We start from the raw sequence: 19,318 nt of genomic DNA, 5'->3' as shown, positions 1-19,318 counted from the left end.
AACCCCGCGCTAGGCCACGCTGTCGACTGCGTCGAGCTGATCGCGCGCGTCGCGATGGGCCGCCGCGGCCGCCACGAGCGCTCGAAAGAGGGCGCGGTGACGCCGGGCATAGAACAGATGCTCCGGATGCCATTGAACGCCCAGCATGAACGGGTCGCGCTCGCGCTCGATGGCCTGCGGCATGCCGCGCGGCCCACGGGCGGCGACACGGAGGCCCCGCCCGAGCCGCGCAACCGCCTGCGAATGGAGCGCATTGACCTGCATGGGCCGTGCGCCCGCGAGCGCGGCGAGCCGCGTGCCCGCCTCGATGGAGACGGTCTTACGCGGCAGGATGGTCTTAGTGTTCTTCGTGCCGAAGGTGGCGTAGGCGTCCTGGTCGAGGGTGCCGCCCAAGGCCACGTTGATCATCTGGCTACCTCTGCAGATGCCGAGAAGAGGCACGTTGCGCTCCCAGGCTTCGGTGACGATCCCGTGCTCGAGCGCGTCGCGGTCCGGGTCGAGCCGCGCCACGAGGCGGGGCGTTGCGCCGTAGAGCGCGGGCGCGATGTCATCCCCGCCGCCGATGACGATGCCGTCGACCTCGCCGATGTCGGGCGTGGCCGGGGCCTGCCAGCGGATGGCGCGCCCACCGGCCAGCCAGATGTTGAATGCGATGAGCGGGAAGATGCGCCAACTCGAGCGCCGCGAGACGGTGACGCCGATGCGGGGTCGCTCGGTCATGCGCCCTGAGGCGCCGCCAGCTCAGGCGCGTGGCGCTTGACGAGGCGTTCGAAGGTCTGGGGCCAGTGTGTGCGGAGTTTGAACCACGCTGCGCGGTGCTGCCGCCAGGCGGTGCGCAGGGCGGCCATCAGCTTCGGGTGGTTGGCCACGCGCTCCACGATGACCCAGCGGTTCCATTCGACGGCCACGGACCATCTCTCGTCCCCGAGCCGCGCATCGGGGATTCGCGTGTGGAAGGCCGGGCGTGGCTTCAGCTTCTCCCCCGGCACGAGCTCGTCACAGTCGCTGAGCGCGGCGAGGGCGGGCAGCAGGTCGAGCGCGCGGTTGCGGGTGGCGGAATAGGTGAGCACCGCGTCCCGGAGGGCCTCGAGACTGGGCTCCGGGTTCTCCACGAGCCAATCGATGAACTTGCGCGGAAAGGCGGAGACGAAGGGCGTCAGTCGGCGGGAGACATCCACCGCGCCCGCGGCACGCCAGCTGTCATCCATGAGCGCGAAGGCCGTGGCGATGCGCGCCATGTCGGCGGCGTCCTCGGAGGTGAGCGCGATATTGAGATGCAGACCGTAGCCGAGGAAGACACCCTCGCGCGTCCCCGTGGCTCCGGCGTGTGAGAGCACATCGCAGAGCTCGGCGAAGCGGCCCAGCTGGTCTTCGTGCAGGGGCTCGGTGACGAGTTCGATGGGCACGACGCCCGTCACGAGGGGCATGAGCCCGTAGGTTTCGAGCTTCGACGCGAAGGCGCTGTCGGGGTAGATCTCGATCTTGCCCAGCTCGGTGTCGCGCAGCGTGACCTTCACGCCGCGGGTATGGACCGTCCCGCCCACGAGGGACTGCACCGCCGCCGCGGCCTCGTCCGCGTTCAGGCCGCCGAACTCGATCTCGAAACCGCAGGCGCGCATTTCGCCGTCAGGCAGCGGCAAGAACCGCGTGCGGGGAAGGTCTGTTAACACTGGCATGCGTCGAGAACGCGAAAGGGCGCGTTAGGTTGCATCGCTTGATCGGGCATGGGTCAGAGAGTAGCAGCGGCCCATGGAGCGAGAGGCGATCCCAGCCGCCACGCGGGCGGATCTGCGCGTGGAAGAGTTGCGCGGCGCGCGGCTCCTCGACGCGCTCGATGCGATCGCCGCGCTCCGCATCGCGGTCTTTCGCGACTGGCCCTATCTCTACGATGGCGACAGGGACTACGAGGCCCGGTACCTCGCAGCCTATGCCGCGCCGGGCGCGCTCTGCGTGGCGGTCTGGCATGGCACGGAGATGGTGGGGGCCTCCACCGGCGCCCCCATGACCGATCACGCCGAGGACTTCGCCACCGGCTTGCCGCCGGACTGGGCGGTGGAAGACGTCTTCTACTGCGCGGAATCCGTGCTCCTGCCGGGCTATCGCGGATTGGGGCTGGGTCACGCATTCTTCGATAGGCGCGAGACGGCGGCGCGGGCGCAGGGGCTCGGTCGTGCGGTCTTTGCCAGCGTCCTGCGCTCTGCCGATCATCCTGCCCGCCCGCCCGACTACCGGCCACTCGATCCGTTCTGGGAGGCGCGCGGCTATGCCAAGCTTCCGGGCGCGCTGGCCCGTTTTGCGTGGAAGGACGTGGGCGAGGCAGGGGAGAGCGAGAAGCCGCTCCAGCTCTGGGGGCGCGTGCTGTGAAAATCGCAGCGGCCGCCTATCCGCTCGATGCGCTTCCGAGCTTCGAGGCCTATGCCGAAAAGCTCGAACACTGGGTGGCGGGGGCCGCGGCGGACCTGATCGTGTTCCCCGAATACGGGGCCATGGAGCTCGCCGCGATCGTGGGCGCGACCGGCGAGCTTCAGCGCTCCATCGACGCGGTGACGGAACTCGTCGCCCAGGCAGATGCGCTTCACGCGGCCCTCGCGGCCAAATACGGGGTCCACATCCTCGCAGCCTCCGCGCCCGTGCGGGAGGCTGTTGCCGCGGAGGGAGGGGCAGACCGAGAGGAACACGGGCGCGCGGGCGTAACGGGCCGCCGCGCCGTGAACCGCGCGCGACTTTTCTCTCCCGGCGGCGCAGTGCTCGCGCAGGATAAGCAGATCATGACCCGCTTCGAGCGCGAGCTCTGGGGCATCTCGCCCGGCGCGCCGCTCGCCGTGGCCGAGACCGCGCTCGGCCCCATCGCCACGCTCATCTGCTATGACGCGGAATTCCCGCTGCTGGCGCGCGCGGTCGTGGAGGCCGGCGCGGAGATCCTGCTGGTGCCATCCTGCACGGACAGCCACCATGGCTGGAGCCGGGTGCGCGTGGGCGCCATGGCGCGCGCCCTCGAGAACCAGTGCATCACCGTGCAGGCCCCCACCGTGGGCCCGGCGCCCTGGTGCCCGGCGGTGGACGAAAACCATGGCGCCGCCGCTCTCTACGCGCCGCCCGATGCGGGCTTTCCGGCGGACGGGGTCCTCGCCATGGGCGCCGCCGACCGCCCCGGCTGGGCCCGCGCCGAGATCGACTGCGCCGCCATCGCCCGCGTCCGCAGCGAAGGCGCGCAGGCCAACCACGCGCACTGGGGCGAGCAGGGCGCGCGCGGCCCGGCCCGCCGCGTCACGCTGCGCTGAATTCCCTTGAAAACCGGCCCGGGCCGCCGCATATCGTGGCACGCCTGCCTCTGGGGTGGGCATCAGATTAGGAGAGACCATGGCCAAGGAAGAACCGCTCGAATTCCCCGGTGTCGTGAAGGAACTCCTGCCGAACGCGACATTCAGGGTCGAGCTGGAAAACGGCCATGAGATCGTCGCCACGATGGCAGGCAAGATGCGCAAGAACCGCATCCGTGTCCTCACCGGTGACAAGGTGCAGGTGGAAATGACGCCCTACGACCTGTCGAAGGGCCGCATCAACTACCGCTTCAAGTAACATGTGGCGTCGCGGCGCAGTGGCTCGAGGCGCTCGGGCCCGCTCGGCATGAGCGCGCCGCGGCTCATCCTGGGCTCCGGCTCGCCCCGGCGGCGCGAGCTGCTCGGAGTGCTGGGCCTCGAGCCTGCCGAGATCCGCGCGCCCGACGTGGACGAGACGCCGCTCCCGTCGGAGCTGCCGCGGGCCTATTGCACTCGCGTCACCCGGCTCAAGGCCGAGGCGCTTCCCGCCGCCGAGGGCGAGGTCATCCTGTGCGCTGACACCACCGTGGCGCTCGGGCGCCGCATCCTCGGAAAGGCGTCTGACGCCGCCGAGGCGCGGGCCTTCCTCGAAAAGCTCAGCGGGCGGCGGCACCAGGTCATCACCTCCGTCGCCGTGAAGACCCCGGCGCGGGTCTGGCAGCGCGATGTCGTGAGCCAGGTCCGCATGAAACGGCTGAGTGCGCAGGAGGTCGACGCCTACCTCGCCACCGGCGATTGGCAGGGCAAGGCTGGCGCCTACGGCATCCAGGGGCCCGCTGGCGCGTTCATCCCATGGATATCCGGCTCCTATGCTGCGATCATGGGCCTCCCCCTCGTGGAGACAGCGCACCTCCTGCGCGCCGCGGGCCTCGGCATCCTGGAGGGCGCATGAAGGGCCGTCTCGTCGCGCTCGATCACTGGGAGGGCCGCGAAGCCGCCGCTCTCATGGTCGATGGTCGGCTCGAGGATCTGATCGTCGATCCCGTGGGCGCGCCGCGCCTCGGCACGGTCATCGCCGTCCGCGTGGAGCGGCCGATGAAAGGGCAAGGCGGCGTCATCGTCTCCTGGGAGGGCGGGGAGGCATTCCTGCGCCGCGCCAAGGGCCTGAAGCCCGGGGCGCGCATCCTCGTGCAGATCTCGGGCTTCGCCGAGCCCGGCAAGGCCCCGCCCGCCAGCGACCGCCTCCTCTTCAAGAGCCGCTATGCCATCGTCACGCCCGGGGCAGGGGGGCTCAACATCTCCCGCCTGGTCCGCGACGACGACCGCCGCGACGCGCTCAAGGGCCTCGCCGTGGCCGCCATGGAGGGCACCCCCGAAGAGATGGGCCTCATCCTGCGCAGCGCTGCCGCGAGCGCCGAAGACGACGAGATCCTCGAGGATATCGCCGCCATGCGCGCGGCCTGCGCGGAGGCGCTTGAGAGCACGGGGGACGGCCTCGTGCTCGAGGGCGACGGGCCCCACCTCGCCGCCTGGCGCGACTGGACCGCGCCCGCCCAGATCGAGACGCAGGACGGCTCCTTCGCCGAGACGGGCATCCTCGAGGCCATCGACTCGCTCTTTTCGCCCGACGTCGCGCTCGGGCCGCACTGCATGACGATCGAGCCTACCCGCGCACTCACGGCCGTCGATGTCGATACCGGCCGCGACCTGAGCCCCGCGGCCGCGCTCAAAGCCAACATGGCCGCCGCGAAGGAGCTGCCCCGCCAGCTCCGCCTGCGCGGGATCGGCGGGCAGGTGACCATAGATTTTGCTCCCCTGGCCAAGCGTGACCGCCGCCAGATCGAAACGACGCTCCGTGCCGCCTTCCGCGCCGACAGCGTGGAAACCGAGGTCATCGGCTGGACGCCGCTCGGCCACATGGAGCTCAAGCGCAAACGCGAACGCCCGGCGCTCGCGCGCGGCTGACGCGCGACCGGGACGAGGCTGAGGAGAGGCCCATGGCACGCTGCCCGATCTGCAATGCTGAGACCGCGCCCGACTGGCGCCCGTTCTGCTCGCGGCGCTGCGCGGACGTGGATCTCGCCCGCTGGATGGGCGAGCGCTACGTGGTGGAGGGCCGCGACGGCGAGGCCGACCCCGACGCGGCCGCCTCCATCAAGGATGCGGACGACACCCCTCCCAGGCGCCACTAGGCGCCGCGAGGAGGCGGCGACCGACGGCCCTCCAAAACCCGAGTTTTGCCCCTAGACACCCAAGCCCACCTCTTCTAAGTGGTCGCCACCCGACCGGCATCTCCCGGTCCCCGTGCCCGGGTAGCTCAGGGGTAGAGCAGTGGATTGAAAATCCTCGTGTCGGTGGTTCGATTCCGCCCCCGGGCACCATAAAAATCCAAGACTTAGGCTGAGATACGCTGACCGAAAACGGTCATTGTCTCACTCTTGTCTCACCATTTGAGCGAGGAATTAAGGATGGATTGGGCGAAAATCCGTAAATATCGACTCTCGACCGAGAGGCCGGATCAGTGGCCAGAAGGTGTCTTTGGTATCTCAAGTCAGAGAGTGAGCCTGCTGGGCGTCCACGAGACGAGCAACAAGCTCTACTGGGACGGCAAAGAGATCGTTACGCGCATTGTCGTCCGACTGGGTACAAAAGAGCTATGGCTTGCGGCCATAGCGTCTTTCTCAACTCTCGGGATGTTCGTACTTGCCCTAGGCAGCACTTTTGGTTGGTTCTAGACACCCGTTCTTTGGAATTTAAGAAAGTGAGCTGAGGTGCTGTGAATTAAGCTTGTCGATGACAGTAAGAGTGCCGCGCACTTCATGCGTGTTTGACGCATCTGGTCGTCGTTGGCGCGAGGAGATCGGTTGGCTGATGGAGTGATTGCCGGTGTCCGGCTCCGTACTGTCAATCACGCCTTTATTCGCCCCTGATCTGGAATTCGACCAATTCGGCCGCTCCTGTGTATTGAGCGAACAGGCCCCCTCGCGACTACGCCGGCGGCGCGGCGCGGAAGGTGAGGATGGGCCAGGTGCCTTCGCGCAAAGCGGTCCGGCGGAACCAGGCGTCCTGATCGCCGAAATTGGCGCGGCACCAGAGCCCGTCCGTGGCGGTCAGGCATTCATCAACCACCACCGTCGAGCCGGTAGGGATGACACCGCTGACCGAGGCATCGCCGCGCGGCTGGCTGCGGGCGTTGAGGTTGACGACCGTCTCAATGCGGGCCTGGCCGTTTGCGTCGAAGACAGGCTGGCGGAGGTCGTCCTCCTCGGCGCATTCGGAGGTGAAGCCGAAGAAGAGGCAGCGATATTCCCCGACCGCCTCGCGGATGGCTGCCGTGTCGCCGCCGCCGGCGGCGCGTTCGAGGATGAGGGTCCGATCCCCGTCGGCAAAAGCGCCCGAGATGCGAAACTGGGTGCCGCCGAGGGACACCACATCGCCCGCGCTTGCGGCGAGACGGATCTGGCCGTCTTCAATGCGCCAGGCGGTGACAGTGTCGAGGGGGGCGGCGCAGCCGGTCGCCTCTGCCGTCGCTTCTCCGGAGCCGATCGCTGTCTGCAAAGAGACGGAGCACGTCGCTCCCCCTTGGCTAGAGGCGGGATCGAAGCTGAACCAGTCGCCGGCGAAGGCGCTCACGAGCGCGGAGGGCATGGGGGCGGCCTCGGCGGGCTGCGCTTCCCCGCTGGTCTGGGCGGACAGGGCTGAGACGGCACAGCAGAGCATGAGGGCCGCGGCGCCAGCACATGGTCTAAGTGTCAAAGCTCTTCTCCACCCAAGATCAGGACTGTCTGCGCGATGATGCCTGTGTCATTGCGCACCACGAGGCGCGCGGAGAGCGTCTGCCCCTCAACCATGTTCAAGGCCACGCTCGCGATGCTGGCGCTTTCGTTCGGCGCGAGGTCAAGCGTTCGGCCCTGGCTCGAATTGAGGGCGCCCGCGCTGCTGCGTCGTTCCACCGTCATCATCGCGGACACGCCGCTTGCGGCGGTCAGTGCGGTCAGCTTGCCGACGAGTTCGATGGTTCCGTCGCTTTCGGCGACTTCGATGGATGGGACGACCGACATTTCCGCCACGGCCAGGTTGGGCAGCAGGAAAAGCAGCGCGAGGAGGCGACCGAGGCGGGCCATGTCGCCTAGTTGGTCTGGGTCTGCGTGATGATCACGGTCCCGCCATTGGACACGACGCTCGGCCCGACAGTGTTCGTGAGGTTGTTGCCTTCCACGATCAGCGTCACGGTCGCGCCCTGGACGCTCAGCGTGCTGTCGTTGTTGTCGCCGCGTTGGAGGAGGGTCCCGCTGGCCCCTTGGCCTTCGACGGTGAGGTCTGCCAGGTTCCCGTTGCCGTCCTGCTCCACGAGGCCCTGCGCGCCGAGACCGTTGACGACGATGTTCGCAGCGTTGCCATTGCCGGTTTGCGTTAGGCCCACCAACGCGTCGATGCCCTGTCCGCCGAGCGCCGAAAGGTTGCCGTCGAGCGACGGTGCGAGGATGCCCTGAGCGAAAAGCGTTTCGGCGTTCGCGTCATTCTGGACGGTGATATCGGCCGAGTTTCCAGAGCCATCCTGCACCACAGGTGCATCCTGGAGGCCCACGGATGAAGAGCTCGCAAGCTCTTGGGTGATGGAAATCGTATTCCCGGGCGCTCCGTTCGTCGGATTCGTCTGGAGCAGGAAGACGGAATTATTCTCGGCCACCGCCAGCGACGCGGAAAAGATCAGCGCGGCCGAGGCAGGCAAAAGCGGAGCGAATTTAGATACTTGTGACATACGGCACGTTACCACGCGGTTTGAGAAATGCTCAATCGGTTTCTCAGGCCCATTTGCCGTGCTTTCGCGACATTGCCCGCGCCGCTTTGCATGATGCTCGCCTGATTGAGCGTGCCGGACGCAAAAAGCGAGGCGGTATTGTTAGAGCCTGATTGCGTGACGGCGAAGAGATTGCTCACTCCCTGCACCGCGAGGACGGCCGTGTTGAGCGCGCCGTCTTGCATGACGCGGCCCGAGGCGAGCGGCGTGTCGGCCGCGAAGGCCGGCGTCAGCCAGCTGCCATCGCTGAGGCCGCCGTTGCGCGTGCCTGTCATCGTGATCTCGAGGCTGTTGTCGGAGCCTGCCTGAAGCGCGGCGAGGACGTTGCCCTCTCCGCTCAGGGTCTGGACGAGGATGTTGCCGTTATTCGCAGCCAAGGGCGACGCGATGACGAGCGCGGCGCAGGCCGCGGCAATGCGAGGAAGTTTGAAGCTCTCGAACACGTAGTGACCTCCGATATGTCTCGGAGGTCATCGCGCATCACTGTGTTCTCCTCAGGATGAAAGGCCGGCTTTGGGCCGGCCTTTTCGCGTCAGGAATGAAATCGAATTGTGGCGATCAACCGACGATTTCGTCGCTGTCCGGAGTATTGGGCGGCGGGGCAGGGCGCCGGGCGCGGGGCAATTGGCTCACCGCGGGCTCGGGCGCGGATGCGCGCGGCGTCACGGGCACGGTCCGCGGGATCGCGGTATTCCCCGTGGCGGTGGCGGGCTGGTTTCGCGCGCGTGCCGGTACGTTGCCGTCGAAGGTCTGGTTGTTGAAGCCGTCGATGAAGCGCGCGCCCTCCTGCGCGCTGGCAAAGGACCAGAGCCCCACTTGCGCGCCTTCGGCGATGAGCGCCATGACGGCCTTTTCGACGGCTTGCTCGATCGCCACTTGCTTGGGCTCGTTGAAGGTCTGGCCGACCTCGGTCTCGAGGAGCTCATCGAGGGCGACATAGGTGAAGATGCTGCCGCGCTTGGAGACGGAGGCCAGCGGCTTGCGTACGGTCACGGCCGCGAGCACTTCGCTGGTTTCAGTGGAGACGGCGCGCAGGCTCACGGTGACGGTGTCGAGCTTGTAACGCGTATCGCCGCCGATCCCGAGATACCGTGCGCCGGCGCCGCCGGTGACGGTGTTGGTGTCATAGCCCACGATCGCCCCTTCGACGAGGATGCCGGAATGGGCAAGGGGCCCGAGCACGCCGGGATTGATGTTTTGTTCGTTGCGGTAGATGCGGCGCATCTCGGTGATGATCTGCCGCTCGCGGATGACGTTTTCGAGGTTGGACCGGTCGAGGATCGTGAACCAGCGCCGCTCGCCCGCATCGCGCAGAGCCTTGATGAGCACGGCCGCCCCGCCCTGGGTAACGGCCCGCGAAAGGGTTTGGCCGGTGTCGTCCTCTTTGTATTGGCCGGTCAGATCGGGGAGGCCGTAGACCGAAACCGTCACCCGGTGGGCGGGGGCCGGAATGGCGCGCAGGGCACGGTTCTGGGTGGTCATCATGCCGGTGGTGGGCACCATGCCATCGGGCTCGAAAGCCGCGGCATAGGTGTTCTCTTCGCACCCAGCGAGAAGCATGGGGAAGACGACGGCTGCAATGATTGCTTTTTTCATGGTCTGCGCTCTCTTCAGTCGCCGGTGATGAGCTGCGGGACGACGATTTCCGTCACCGTTCCGTCGAGCGCGTCTGTGATGATGAGCGTGATCGAGCCGACCGCGTTGATGAATTCAACCGACGTGGTTCCGAAAATGATCTCGCCCGAGTCCTGGGGGTTGTCGCCGAAGATGGCCTCGGTCACCTGGCCTGCGAGGGCTGACAGGAGCCGGCCTTCGAGCTGGCGGATGAAGAGATCGGCGTCGGACGTCCCGGTGCCGCTGCCCGCATCTCCGCCTGATCCGAAGAGGCTGTCCTCATTCGCATCCCGCGCTGTTGCTTCTCGCTGGGCATTTGCGATCCCGAGTAGGTGGGAAGAATTCAAAGCGTTTCCGCCGAAAGACGGATTAACCGGCGTGTAGACCAGGTCTTGCGCGCTCACTGCCGTTCCAAAAATTAATGAAATGCTAAAAGACGCGTATAATGCGAATTTCCGCCGCGTATTCATACTGACCACTCCTCAACCCCCGATGGTGCTTGCGTCGCATGACGAGCACAGCCCTTCGTTCCCGTGAGAGGCGTAGGCAGGCCGCTTGTATTTTTGCAAGGCGCCCGCACTAAGCCCATCAAATGTAAAGATTATGCGTGGCGGATGCGCCACACGCGGATTCGGACGTTGCATGACGGGGGCCGGAAAGCAAGGGCAGGTATCTGGCAAAAAGGTGGCAAAGTGAATGCCGTATTTCGCGAGTTTTTTAGAAAAACTATTCCTATGGTTGTGCCGCGGGTCTGAAATGAACCTAGGTGTTGTGGACGATCCGCGATCTCTCGCGTGTTATGTTGAGCCATCGACGACAATGCGGCTCAAATGTGGCAATTTTGAAATCAGAATGCGGAAATAGCTTGCCCAAATCTGAGCAGGCGTTCAGGTTCCAGTCACTGCCTGTACCGTGCTGCTGCAATGCATCCCAACCGGCGTATTTTATCCGACCGCTTCCGGCGGACGGCCTCGTTTTGGAATTTGGTAAGTCTTGGAGGACTACATGAACATCCGCACTCTCGCGCTCGCAACCACGGCGCTCGTGTTGCCACTAGCTGCGTCGGCAAACGACAACAGCGCTTTCCTCGACCAGTTCGGCAACAACAACGAAGCTCTCGTGACACAGGATGGGAATGCAAACCGCGCTGGTACGGATGCTGAGACGCGCAACAACCCGACGCTCACGCGCGAGGCGCGTCAGGTGATGACGCAGAACGGCAACAACAACTCGCTCATCCTCACTCAGACCGGGCGAAGCAACGAGTTCACCAACTTCTCCGAGCAGCGTATCGGTCGTGGCAGCGATGCAGACGGGTTCGGGATCGGCTTCGATCAGACCGGCAACGCAAACCGCGCCGAGGTCACGCAGACCGGGCGCGACAACGGCATGGCCCGCCTGCAACAACTCAACGGCAACAGCGCGTTCATCGATCAATTCGGTGGTGAATACACTGGCGGACAATCGCGTCCTGCCAACTACATCACAACGCTTTTCCAAGAAAACACTGGCGGAATGCGCAACGTGGCGCGCGTGGACCAGTCCCGCACTGACTTCTCGAATGCAGCTGGCGGAAACAACGGCGCGAACATCATCGGTGAAGCAGGCGGACCCTCCCGCGTGGGCCGCGGTGGCGGCGGCATGTTCCAGGTCGGTGTGGAAAACACGCTCCGCATCATCCAGGACGGCAGCCGGAACGAGATCTTCTCCACCGATCAGAGCGGCGCGAGCAACCAACTCTTGATGCGCCAGGAAGGCTTCAACAACTTCGTCGGCACGGTCACGCAGAACAGCACTGGCGCAAACGGCAATGAGGCAACCATTCGCCAGATCGGCGAAGGGAACAACCGCTCGGGCTTCACCTCGCTCAGCTTCTCGAACGCGACGTCTCTCCTTGGCGGTGCGGCGTTCGCCGATGTCACCCAGCTCGGCGAGAACAACTCCCTCAACTACCTGGCGCGCGGCGACTTCAACGCCATGGGCTTCCTGCAGGACGGCAACAACAACACCGTCGGCAATGTGACCGTGATCGGTGACGGCAATGAGACCGCTGCTGTTCAAATCGGTGACGGCAACACAGCCTCCATCGCGCCGATCGTCGGGACGGACAACGATGTGGGTGTCGGCCAGGGTGGCGACGGCAACATGGCGACCGTGACCATCTCCGCCGGGGGGTCTTTCAACAACTTCGGCGTAGGTCAGATCGGAAACACGAACACCGCAACCCTGACCGGTTCTGGTAATGGCAATATCGGGGCGATCGTTCAGTTCGGTGACCTTAACACTGCCACCGTTTCCGCCGATGGCGACGGCAACATCGTTGGTGGTGCGTCGATCGGCGATATGAACACGATCACGGTCGCCGTCACCGGCAGCGGCAACCTCGCAGCCGTCGGTCAGCTGGGCTTCATGAACTCCGCCTCGCTTACCGTTATCGGAAATGGCAATGGCGGCGGCGCCTTCTCGGGTGACGCGCAGTCCGCGAACTTCGCCGGCCAGTTCCTGAATGTGGCGCTCTCTGGGTTCGTTCCTGCCACCTTCGGCAGCGGTCTCGTTGGTCAGATCGGTGACATGAACGCCTTCACCGGCGAAATCACCGGCAACAACAACGAGTTCGGCGCTGTTCAGCTCGGCGACGACAACACGATCACGGCCACCGTCACCGGCAACATGAACCAGTTCGCGGTTGCTCAGCTGAGCTCTTCGAACGTGGCGACGGTCACCCAGATGGGCAACGGCAACAACGCAGGCGTCCTCCAGTAAGGAAGGCCGCCTCGGCACAAGCGCCGCTCGAGGCGCCTCGCCAGCCGCGGATCCCCGCGGCTGGCACAGTCTTTGAAGGACATCGCGTATGTATCGGTCCCTGCTCCTAGCGCTCCCGCTTGCCACGCTCGCCTCGCTGGCCTGCGCGCAAAACCTGCTCGGCGACAATGACGCCTTCATCGACCAGCTCGGCGATGACAATGCCGGTGCCATCACGCAGACGGGCGCGGGCAACCAGGCCGGACTCGAGGCCGACGTGATGCTGCAGGACGGGCAGTTCAACGCGCTGACCATCACGCAGACGGGGATCGGCAATGCCGTCGGCACGGAGGGGGAGGGGCTCTTCCAGCTCGGGCGTCAGAACACGCCCACAGTCTTCAACCAGATCACCATCACGCAGGCCGGGAACGGGCAGCTTGTGGGGGAGGTGGATCAGCAATCGGTTGGCTCCATTGCGAACGGGGCCAACGAGATGGTCATTCTCCAGAATGGCGGCGACGGGAACGTCGTCTCGGAGGCGCGGCAGCTGCAGGCATCCGGCATGGCGCGCAACATCATGGATATCACGCAGACGGGGGAGGCGAACCGCATCTCCCTCGCAACGCAGCTCGCCACGTCCGACGAGCTGAGCGGCGCGCCGAACACGATCCGCGTGCGCATCGTGGGCAGCCGTAACGGGCAGAGCGCCCTGCGCGCCCCGGCCATTGTCCCCTTTGCCCGCGATTCCGCCTTCGTGCAGGAGGGCGGCTCTGCCGACAATCGCTCCAACGGCAACAGTATCGACGTACTAATCCTCGGCAATGACACCGCCTTCGGCATCCGCCAGGGCGGACGCGACAACGATGTGGGCTTCATCACCATCGAAGGGGATTTCAACGATCTCGGTATCCGGCAGGACGGCGATCAGAACACGGTGACGATGACCACCGTGGAAGGCTCTGGCAACGTCATGGGCATCGACCAGCTTGGCACGAATACCACCCAGCTTTCGCTCATCGGCTTCTCGGACGACAATCTGGTTTCCGTCTTTCAGCAGGGCACCAACGACGCGTTCCTCGTCATCGAGGGCGATGCGAATAGCATCACGGTCGCTCAGAATTTTCTCGACGCCCTCGGCGGCGACAATTCGGCCAGCATCGAGGTGCGCGGCACGTCCAACGCCGTCGACCTGACGCAGGAAGGGCAGAACACGGCGGAGATCGTCATCGAGGGCAGCGCCAACAACGCGCCGCTCTTTTCCCTGCCGCGCACCACGTTCGAGGGGGTCATGATCGGCAGCTATGCCCAACGTGGTTTCGACAACCGGCTCGATATCGGGGTGATCGGGGACAGTAACGTTTCCACCACCCTGCAGGCCGGCGATCTAAACAGTATCTTGCTGCGCGTCTCAGGGGACGACAACGAGGCGCTGCTCTTGCAACGCGGCAACGCGAACACGGCCCATCTCACTCAGCGCGGGACGGGAAACACGGCGACCATTCGGCAATAGGCCCAAGGCGCCCGCGCGGCGCATGCAATGAGCCTGCCCGAGCCCTAGGACTTTCTACGCCTAGCGCGACACACCGTCAGGCGATGAGAACCCGCTACTCCCCTGCGCGGGCGGCGCGGTACCAGGCCACGATCATGGCGCGGTCCTCCTCCGTGATGGTCCAGGAGGCGGAGGGTGGGGGCATGGCGTGGCTCACGCCGGATTGCAGGTAGATCTCCCGCGCTTGCCGCGCCACATCGGCCTCGGTTTCGAGCACCACGCCTTTCGGGGCCCAGAGCATGGTGGCACTGTAGACGGGCTCCCGCGCGTGGCACATGGCGCAGTTCCCGAGCACGATGGAATAGGCATCCTCGAACCCCGCCGCCTTGGCAAAGCGCGCCTCGTGGGCCGTGAGCGGGCGGGCCTCAGCCTCTTCCCATGTCTCGCCGCCGCGCATCTGGGCCGTGGACAGCCAGGCGATCAGCAGCATGAGCCCTGCCGTGACGGCCCATGTCCAGTGCGGCCCGCGGCCCGTGAGGTGCATGGTGTTGAAGTAATGCCGGATGGTGACGCCGGTGAGGAAGATCAGGCTCGCGATGATCCAGGCATGCTCGGTCCCGAAGGCGAGGGGGTAGTGGTTGGAGAGCATGAGGAAGACGACCGGCAACGTCAGGTAGTTGTTATGGGTCGATCTCAGCTTGGCGATCTTGCCGTACTTGGGATCGGGCGTGCGCCCGGCCTTGAGATCGGCCACGACGATCCGCTGGTTGGGCATGATGATAAAAAAGACGTTGGCCGTCATGATCGTGGCGGTGAAGGCGCCGAGATGGAGAAGGGCGGCGCGACCGGTGAAGACCTGGTTGAGCCCCCAGCTCATGGCCACGATGACGACGAAGAGCGCGAGCATCATGGCATTGGGGAAATCGCCCAGCCGGGATTTGCAGAGCCAGTCGTAGATGAGCCAGCCCACGCCGATGGACGCCGCCGAGATCAGGATGCCCTGCCAGAGCATGAGCTCCGCCTTCTGGGGATCGAGCAGGTAGATCTCGCCGCCCACCCAGTAGACGATGGCCAGAAGAGCCGCGCCCGAGAGCCAGGTCGTGTAGCTTTGCCATTTGTGCCAGGTCAGGTGCTCGGGCAAGCGCGCCGGGGCCACCATGTATTTCGTCGTGTGGTAAAACCCGCCGCCATGGACCTCCCATTCCTCGCCGGAGGCGCCCTCTGGCATGTCGGGGGCGGGCTTCAGCATGAGGTCGAGCGCGATGAAGTAGAAGCTTGCGCCGATCCATGCCATGCCTGCGATGACGTGGAGCCAGCGGACGGCGAAGCCGATCCAATCCCACAATACCACAAGGTCGTACATGCGTGCCCTCTCGTCTCGCCGCGGTGCAGCCTATGCCACCCGGTGGCGGACTTGAACGGGTCATTTGGCGCAGCCGCGGGTCGTGGTGATCGCGGGTAGCGCGCGGCATCGGCGGGAGCCAGCCTATGCTGTGGCGCGGGCGCTACGCTGCAGTGCGGCATGACGTCGGGGCCATTGTGCGGACGCAGAAACGCTCGTATCGGCGCGCCATCGGCAATCAACAGTCATTTCGGGATGAAAACCATGACGACCCCAATGCTCGACGACGCGCAGATCCGCGACGCGGCCTATTTCCTGTGGCTCGACGAGGGCCAGCCGGAGGGCCGCGATGAGGCTCACTGGCTCAAGGCCATCGACGCGCTGACCCCGGCCAAGCCCGCATCGAAGCCCCGCACGGCCAAGGCGCCCGCGGCGAAGGCACCGGCCAAGAAGGCGGCTGCGAAGGCCCCGGCCAAGGCATCCGCGAAAGCGGGCGCAAAGACCGCCGCCAAGACGCCGCGCGCAAAGGCAAAAGCCTGAGAGTGCAAGAGGCGCGGGGGACCCTCGCGCCTCAGCTGCCCCGGTAGGTCGAATAGCCGAACGGGGAAAGGAGGAGCGGCACGTGGTAGTGCGCATCCTCTGCCATGCCGAAGCGGATCGGCACCTCGTCGAGGAAGAGCACGTCGCCCGTCTGTCCGTGCTTTCGAAGATACTCTCCCGCGAAGAACACCAACTCGTAGGTCCCCGTTTTGAAGTCCGTTTCGGGCAGGATCGGCGCGTCGGTGCGTCCGTCTTCGTTCGTTACTGTCTCGGCGATCTTGCGATGGGACTGGCCCGAGAGCCGGTAGAGCGCGATGCGCACGCCCGCCGCGGGCACGCCCCGCGCGGTGTCGAGGACATGGGTGGTGAGGAAGCCGGGCATGGCGGGCCTTTCATCTGGTCAGTCGCGGGAGCATCCTGCGCCGCCCCGGGCGTGGCAAGCCGGAAATCGCGGCATGGGCGCTTCAAATGCCGGGGCAAAGCGGGTTAGCTGCGATGGAGCCGCGCCCGCCACGCGGCGCCACAGACGATGGAGCCCCGATGCAGCGCTATCCCCGCGACATGGCCGGCCACGGCGCCACGCCCCCTGATCCGGCCTGGCCCGGCGGTGCGAAGATCGCCGTGCAGATCGTGCTGAACTACGAAGAGGGCGGCGAGAACAATATCCTCCACGGGGATGCGGCCTCCGAGGCGTTCCTTTCCGAGATCACGGGCGCACAGCCCTGGCCCGGGCAGCGCCACTGGAACATGGAGTCGCTCTACGAATACGGCGCGCGGGCGGGCTTCTGGCGGGTGCACCGCCTGCTCGGGCATCTCCCGGTGACGGTCTACGGCGTGGCGACAGCGCTTGCGCGGGCGCCCGAACAGGTGCGCGCAATGCAGACCTCCGGCTGGGAGATCGCGAGCCACGGTCTCAAATGGATCGAGCACCGCGACATGGGCGAGGAAGAAGAGCGCGCCCAGATTGCCGAGGCGATACGATTGCACGCGGAGGTCACCGGCGCGCCGCCCCGGGGCTGGTATACCGGGCGCTGCTCCATGAACACCGAGCGCCTCGTGGCGGAGACGGGGCAGTTCGCCTATGTCGCGGACAGCTACGCCGACGATCTGCCCTACTGGGTGCGATACGGCGCACGCGATCAGCTCGTCGTGCCCTACACGATGGATGTCAACGACATGCGCTTTGCCATCCAGGCGGGCTACACCGAGGCGCGCCAGTTCGAGGCGACGATCCGGGACGCGTTTGATCTTCTCTACGCCGAAGGCACGGCAGGCGCGCCGAAGATGCTCTCGATCGGGCTCCACTGCCGCATCATCGGGCGACCCTCGCGGGCAGCGGCGCTCAAGCGGGCGATCGAATACATGGAGGGCCATGAAGGCGTCTGGTTCGCCACGAGGCTCGAGATCGCGGAGCACTGGGCGCGGACACACCCGCCTGTGACGCGCGTGCGCCCGTCCGAGATGAGCCGCGAGGCCTTCGTCGACGCCTTTGGAGGGATCTTCGAGCATAGTCCCTGGATTGCCGAGCGGGCGCACCGTCTGGAGCTGGGGCCGGCCCATGACAGCGCCGCGGGCGTGCATTCTGCCCTTGCGCGGGCCTTCCGCACGGCGGGCGACGAAAAGCGCCTCGGCGTCCTCCGGGCGCATCCCGATCTCGCGGGCAAGCTCGCCGCCGCGGGCCGCCTCACCGCCGACAGCACCGCCGAGCAGGCGAGCGCGGGGCTCGACATGCTCACCGATGCCGAGCGGGCCGCGTTCACCGGGCTCAATGCGGACTACGTGGAGAAGTTCGGCTTCCCGTTCATCATCGCCGTGAAGGACAACACCAAGGCCAGCATCCTCGATGCCTTCGAGCGGCGCCTAGCCAATGATGCGGAGACCGAATTCGCGGGGGCCTGCCGTCAGGTGGAGCGCATCGCCGAGTTGCGTCTCATCGAGAAGCTGGGCCCGTGAGCGCGCCGGGGAGCACGATCGCGATCGAGCCGCTGACGGCGGAGGCCTTCGCCCACTTCGGCGACGTGCTCGACACCTCGGGCGCGCCGGACAAGATCATCAACCAGGGTCTCTGTGGGCGCTTCCATGATCGCGCCGCGCTCGATTTCAGCGACGGGCGGGCCGGGGTGAGCCTCTTTCAGGCGGAGCCGCGCGCGCTGCCGCTCACGCTCGAGATGGTGGAGCGGCATCCCGCGGGCAGCCAGTGCTTCGTGCCGATGAGCATGGATGCGTTTCTCGTCGTCGTGGCCCCCGATGATGCGGGCCGACCCGGCGCGCCGCGCGCGTTCCGCACCGCGCCCGGGCAGGCGATCAACTTTCACCGCGGGACGTGGCACGGGGTCCTGACACCGCTCGCGGCGCCGGGGCTTTTCGCGGTGATCGACCGGATCGGACCGGGCGCCAATCTTGAAGAGCACTGGTTCGAGACGCCTTACACTGTGGCCTAGGGCCTCAGCCGCGGGTGACGGTTGACGTCCTTGTAGAGCAGATAGCGGAAATTCCCGGGGCCCCCAGCATAGCAGGCCTGCGGGCAGAAGGCACGGAGCCAGAGGAAATCGCCCGCCTCCACCTCGACCCAATCCTGATTGAGCCGGTAGACGGCCTTGCCCTCGAGCACGTAGAGCCCGTGCTCCATCACGTGCGTCTCCGCGAAAGGGATCACGGCGCCCGGCGCGAAGGTGACGATATTGACGTGCATGTCATGGCGCAGGTCGCCCGGCTCCACGAAGCGGGAGGTGGCCCAGCGGCCCTCCGTCCCCGGCATGGGCGTGGGTGTGACGGCGGCGTCCGAGGTGACAAAGCCCTCGGGCGCGTCGATCCCGTCGACCGCCTCGTAGAGCTTTCGGATCCAGTGAAAGCTGAGCGCCGCGTCGCCCGTGTTCTGCAGCGCCCAGTCCGCGCCCGGCGGCAGGTAGGCATAGCTGCCCGCGCCGAGCGCGTGGTCCGTGCCGTCGAGCGTCAGCTGGCCCTCGCCCCCGAGCACGAAGAGCACCGCCTCCGCGCCCGGATCGAGCTCGGGGCGCGCGGAGCCCCCGCCCGGCGCCACTTCGAGGATCGATTGCGAGAAGGTCTCGGCAAAGCCCGAGAGGGGCCGCGCCAGCACCCAGGCGCGCGTGGCCTCCCAATGGGGCAGGGCGCTTGTCACGATGTCCCGCATCGTCCCGCGCGGGATGACGGCATAGGCTTCGGTGAAGACCGCACGCCCGGTCAGCAGCTCTTCCTGCCCCGGATGCCCGCCCTGCGGCGCGTAGTAGTTGGCTGTCATCGCTGTCCTCTTCTTCCCCTGCATGCACCATGCCTCGCCCCGCGCAGGCGGGCCAGAGCGATTCCTCGGCGCTGACATGGCATGGGCGCGCCGGGCGCGCTGCTCATTCCTTGGGCAGGACGAAGAAGCCTTGCGCGCGCTTGGGAATTGTTGAGCGCACACGTTTTGAGCGAATGCTAGGTTCCCGGCGAAAAATTGTGCGGACGGGCCGGCCTTTTCGCGAAACGCCGCTGAATTGACTTCAATCGACGCAATCGGGCTCGCAAACAAG

The 19,318-nt window shown here is 66.2% G+C and carries 23 protein-coding genes and 1 tRNA gene; 13 read left to right on the top strand and 11 right to left on the bottom strand.

What is annotated here, in order from left to right; all coding sequences use genetic code 11:
- Positions 1 to 9: 9 nt before the first annotated feature.
- On the bottom strand, positions 10 to 720 hold the full coding sequence (locus tag AAFM92_08470) for a gamma-glutamyl-gamma-aminobutyrate hydrolase family protein (GenBank protein MEL7300401.1): 711 nt from the start codon (positions 718 to 720) through the stop codon (positions 10 to 12).
- Complete coding sequence (locus tag AAFM92_08465; GenBank protein MEL7300400.1) at positions 717 to 1,640, bottom strand: amidoligase family protein; 924 nt, start codon at positions 1,638 to 1,640, stop codon at positions 717 to 719. The genes AAFM92_08470 and AAFM92_08465 overlap by 4 nt, the downstream gene beginning before the upstream one ends.
- Before the next feature lie 109 nt (positions 1,641 to 1,749).
- Between AAFM92_08465 and AAFM92_08460 the strand changes: the two genes are divergently transcribed.
- From AAFM92_08460 to AAFM92_08425, 8 genes are all read left to right on the top strand, one after another.
- Complete coding sequence (locus tag AAFM92_08460; GenBank protein MEL7300399.1) at positions 1,750 to 2,364, top strand: GNAT family N-acetyltransferase; 615 nt, start codon at positions 1,750 to 1,752, stop codon at positions 2,362 to 2,364.
- Entirely contained in the window at positions 2,361 to 3,281 is a 921-nt protein-coding gene (locus AAFM92_08455; GenBank protein ID MEL7300398.1) for a carbon-nitrogen hydrolase family protein, read from the top strand. The genes AAFM92_08460 and AAFM92_08455 overlap by 4 nt, the downstream gene beginning before the upstream one ends.
- A 79-nt stretch (positions 3,282 to 3,360) precedes the next feature.
- A complete protein-coding gene (gene infA / locus AAFM92_08450) occupies positions 3,361 to 3,579 on the top strand; it encodes a translation initiation factor IF-1 (GenBank protein MEL7300397.1) in 219 nt (72 codons plus the stop codon).
- Between the two features lie 48 nt (positions 3,580 to 3,627).
- On the top strand, positions 3,628 to 4,212 hold the full coding sequence (locus AAFM92_08445; GenBank protein MEL7300396.1) for a Maf family protein: 585 nt from the start codon (positions 3,628 to 3,630) through the stop codon (positions 4,210 to 4,212).
- The gene (locus tag AAFM92_08440) at positions 4,209 to 5,225 is read left to right on the top strand and encodes a ribonuclease E/G (GenBank protein ID MEL7300395.1); all 1,017 of its coding nucleotides are present in this window, start codon (positions 4,209 to 4,211) and stop codon (positions 5,223 to 5,225) included. The genes AAFM92_08445 and AAFM92_08440 overlap by 4 nt, the downstream gene beginning before the upstream one ends.
- Positions 5,226 to 5,257: 32 nt before the next feature.
- On the top strand, positions 5,258 to 5,452 hold the full coding sequence (gene yacG, locus AAFM92_08435) for a DNA gyrase inhibitor YacG (GenBank protein ID MEL7300394.1): 195 nt from the start codon (positions 5,258 to 5,260) through the stop codon (positions 5,450 to 5,452).
- 114 nt (positions 5,453 to 5,566) lie between these two features.
- Positions 5,567 to 5,641 (top strand) — tRNA-Phe (locus AAFM92_08430).
- A gap of 87 nt (positions 5,642 to 5,728) precedes the next feature.
- Complete coding sequence (locus AAFM92_08425) at positions 5,729 to 5,995, top strand: hypothetical protein (GenBank protein MEL7300393.1); 267 nt, start codon at positions 5,729 to 5,731, stop codon at positions 5,993 to 5,995.
- A gap of 253 nt (positions 5,996 to 6,248) precedes the next feature.
- Here AAFM92_08425 and AAFM92_08420 read toward each other — a convergent pair whose 3' ends face one another.
- The 6 genes from AAFM92_08420 to AAFM92_08395 all read right to left on the bottom strand — a co-directional run bounded on the left by AAFM92_08420 (position 6,249) and on the right by AAFM92_08395 (position 10,079).
- The gene (locus AAFM92_08420; GenBank protein MEL7300392.1) at positions 6,249 to 7,016 is read right to left on the bottom strand and encodes an AprI/Inh family metalloprotease inhibitor; all 768 of its coding nucleotides are present in this window, start codon (positions 7,014 to 7,016) and stop codon (positions 6,249 to 6,251) included.
- A complete protein-coding gene (gene csgH / locus AAFM92_08415; GenBank protein ID MEL7300391.1) occupies positions 7,013 to 7,384 on the bottom strand; it encodes a curli-like amyloid fiber formation chaperone CsgH in 372 nt (123 codons plus the stop codon). Before csgH ends, AAFM92_08420 begins: the two co-directional genes overlap by 4 nt.
- Positions 7,385 to 7,389: 5 nt before the next feature.
- Positions 7,390 to 8,022: a hypothetical protein gene (locus AAFM92_08410; GenBank protein ID MEL7300390.1), complete on the bottom strand. Its 633-nt coding sequence runs from the start codon at positions 8,020 to 8,022 to the stop codon at positions 7,390 to 7,392.
- Positions 8,023 to 8,030: 8 nt separating this feature from the next.
- Positions 8,031 to 8,504, bottom strand: a complete 474-nt coding sequence (locus AAFM92_08405) for a hypothetical protein (protein MEL7300389.1) — start codon at positions 8,502 to 8,504, stop codon at positions 8,031 to 8,033.
- Between the two features lie 115 nt (positions 8,505 to 8,619).
- Positions 8,620 to 9,657 (bottom strand): CsgG/HfaB family protein, encoded by a 1,038-nt coding sequence (locus AAFM92_08400; protein MEL7300388.1) that lies wholly within the window; start codon positions 9,655 to 9,657, stop codon positions 8,620 to 8,622.
- 14 nt (positions 9,658 to 9,671) lie between these two features.
- A complete protein-coding gene (locus AAFM92_08395) occupies positions 9,672 to 10,079 on the bottom strand; it encodes a curli assembly protein CsgF (GenBank protein MEL7300387.1) in 408 nt (135 codons plus the stop codon).
- A 601-nt stretch (positions 10,080 to 10,680) separates the two neighbouring features.
- Here AAFM92_08395 and AAFM92_08390 point away from each other — a divergent pair.
- Together AAFM92_08390 and AAFM92_08385 are read left to right on the top strand one after the other, a co-directional pair.
- Entirely contained in the window at positions 10,681 to 12,438 is a 1,758-nt protein-coding gene (locus AAFM92_08390; GenBank protein MEL7300386.1) for a hypothetical protein, read from the top strand.
- Positions 12,439 to 12,526: 88 nt separating this feature from the next.
- A complete protein-coding gene (locus tag AAFM92_08385; protein MEL7300385.1) occupies positions 12,527 to 13,927 on the top strand; it encodes a hypothetical protein in 1,401 nt (466 codons plus the stop codon).
- Positions 13,928 to 14,021: 94 nt separating this feature from the next.
- Here the strand turns inward: AAFM92_08385 and AAFM92_08380 are convergent, their stop codons facing one another.
- Entirely contained in the window at positions 14,022 to 15,269 is a 1,248-nt protein-coding gene (locus tag AAFM92_08380) for a urate hydroxylase PuuD (GenBank protein ID MEL7300384.1), read from the bottom strand.
- 243 nt (positions 15,270 to 15,512) lie between these two features.
- Between AAFM92_08380 and AAFM92_08375 the strand changes: the two genes are divergently transcribed.
- A complete protein-coding gene (locus AAFM92_08375) occupies positions 15,513 to 15,788 on the top strand; it encodes a DUF2934 domain-containing protein (GenBank protein ID MEL7300383.1) in 276 nt (91 codons plus the stop codon).
- A 31-nt stretch (positions 15,789 to 15,819) separates the two neighbouring features.
- Here AAFM92_08375 and uraH read toward each other — a convergent pair whose 3' ends face one another.
- On the bottom strand, positions 15,820 to 16,170 hold the full coding sequence (gene uraH / locus AAFM92_08370) for a hydroxyisourate hydrolase (protein MEL7300382.1): 351 nt from the start codon (positions 16,168 to 16,170) through the stop codon (positions 15,820 to 15,822).
- Between the two features lie 158 nt (positions 16,171 to 16,328).
- On the opposite strand from uraH, the gene puuE reads away from it, so the two are divergent.
- Positions 16,329 to 17,741 carry an allantoinase PuuE gene (puuE, locus tag AAFM92_08365; GenBank protein ID MEL7300381.1) on the top strand — a complete coding sequence of 471 codons (1,413 nt, stop codon included), beginning with the start codon at positions 16,329 to 16,331 and terminating at the stop codon, positions 17,739 to 17,741.
- Positions 17,738 to 18,229: an ureidoglycolate lyase gene (locus AAFM92_08360; protein MEL7300380.1), complete on the top strand. Its 492-nt coding sequence runs from the start codon at positions 17,738 to 17,740 to the stop codon at positions 18,227 to 18,229. The genes puuE and AAFM92_08360 overlap by 4 nt, the downstream gene beginning before the upstream one ends.
- Here the strand turns inward: AAFM92_08360 and AAFM92_08355 are convergent.
- Complete coding sequence (locus tag AAFM92_08355) at positions 18,226 to 19,047, bottom strand: bifunctional allantoicase/(S)-ureidoglycine aminohydrolase (GenBank protein ID MEL7300379.1); 822 nt, start codon at positions 19,045 to 19,047, stop codon at positions 18,226 to 18,228. The two genes, AAFM92_08360 and AAFM92_08355, sit on opposite strands and share 4 nt — an antisense overlap.
- Between the last annotated feature and the right edge of the window lie 271 nt (positions 19,048 to 19,318).

The sequence above is a fragment of the Pseudomonadota bacterium genome (assembly GCA_038533575.1).
GTDB lineage: Bacteria > Pseudomonadota > Alphaproteobacteria > Rhodobacterales > Rhodobacteraceae > Shimia_B.
The sequence above is the reverse complement of the archived record's forward strand: the minus strand, read 5'-3'. Positions and strand labels throughout refer to the sequence as shown.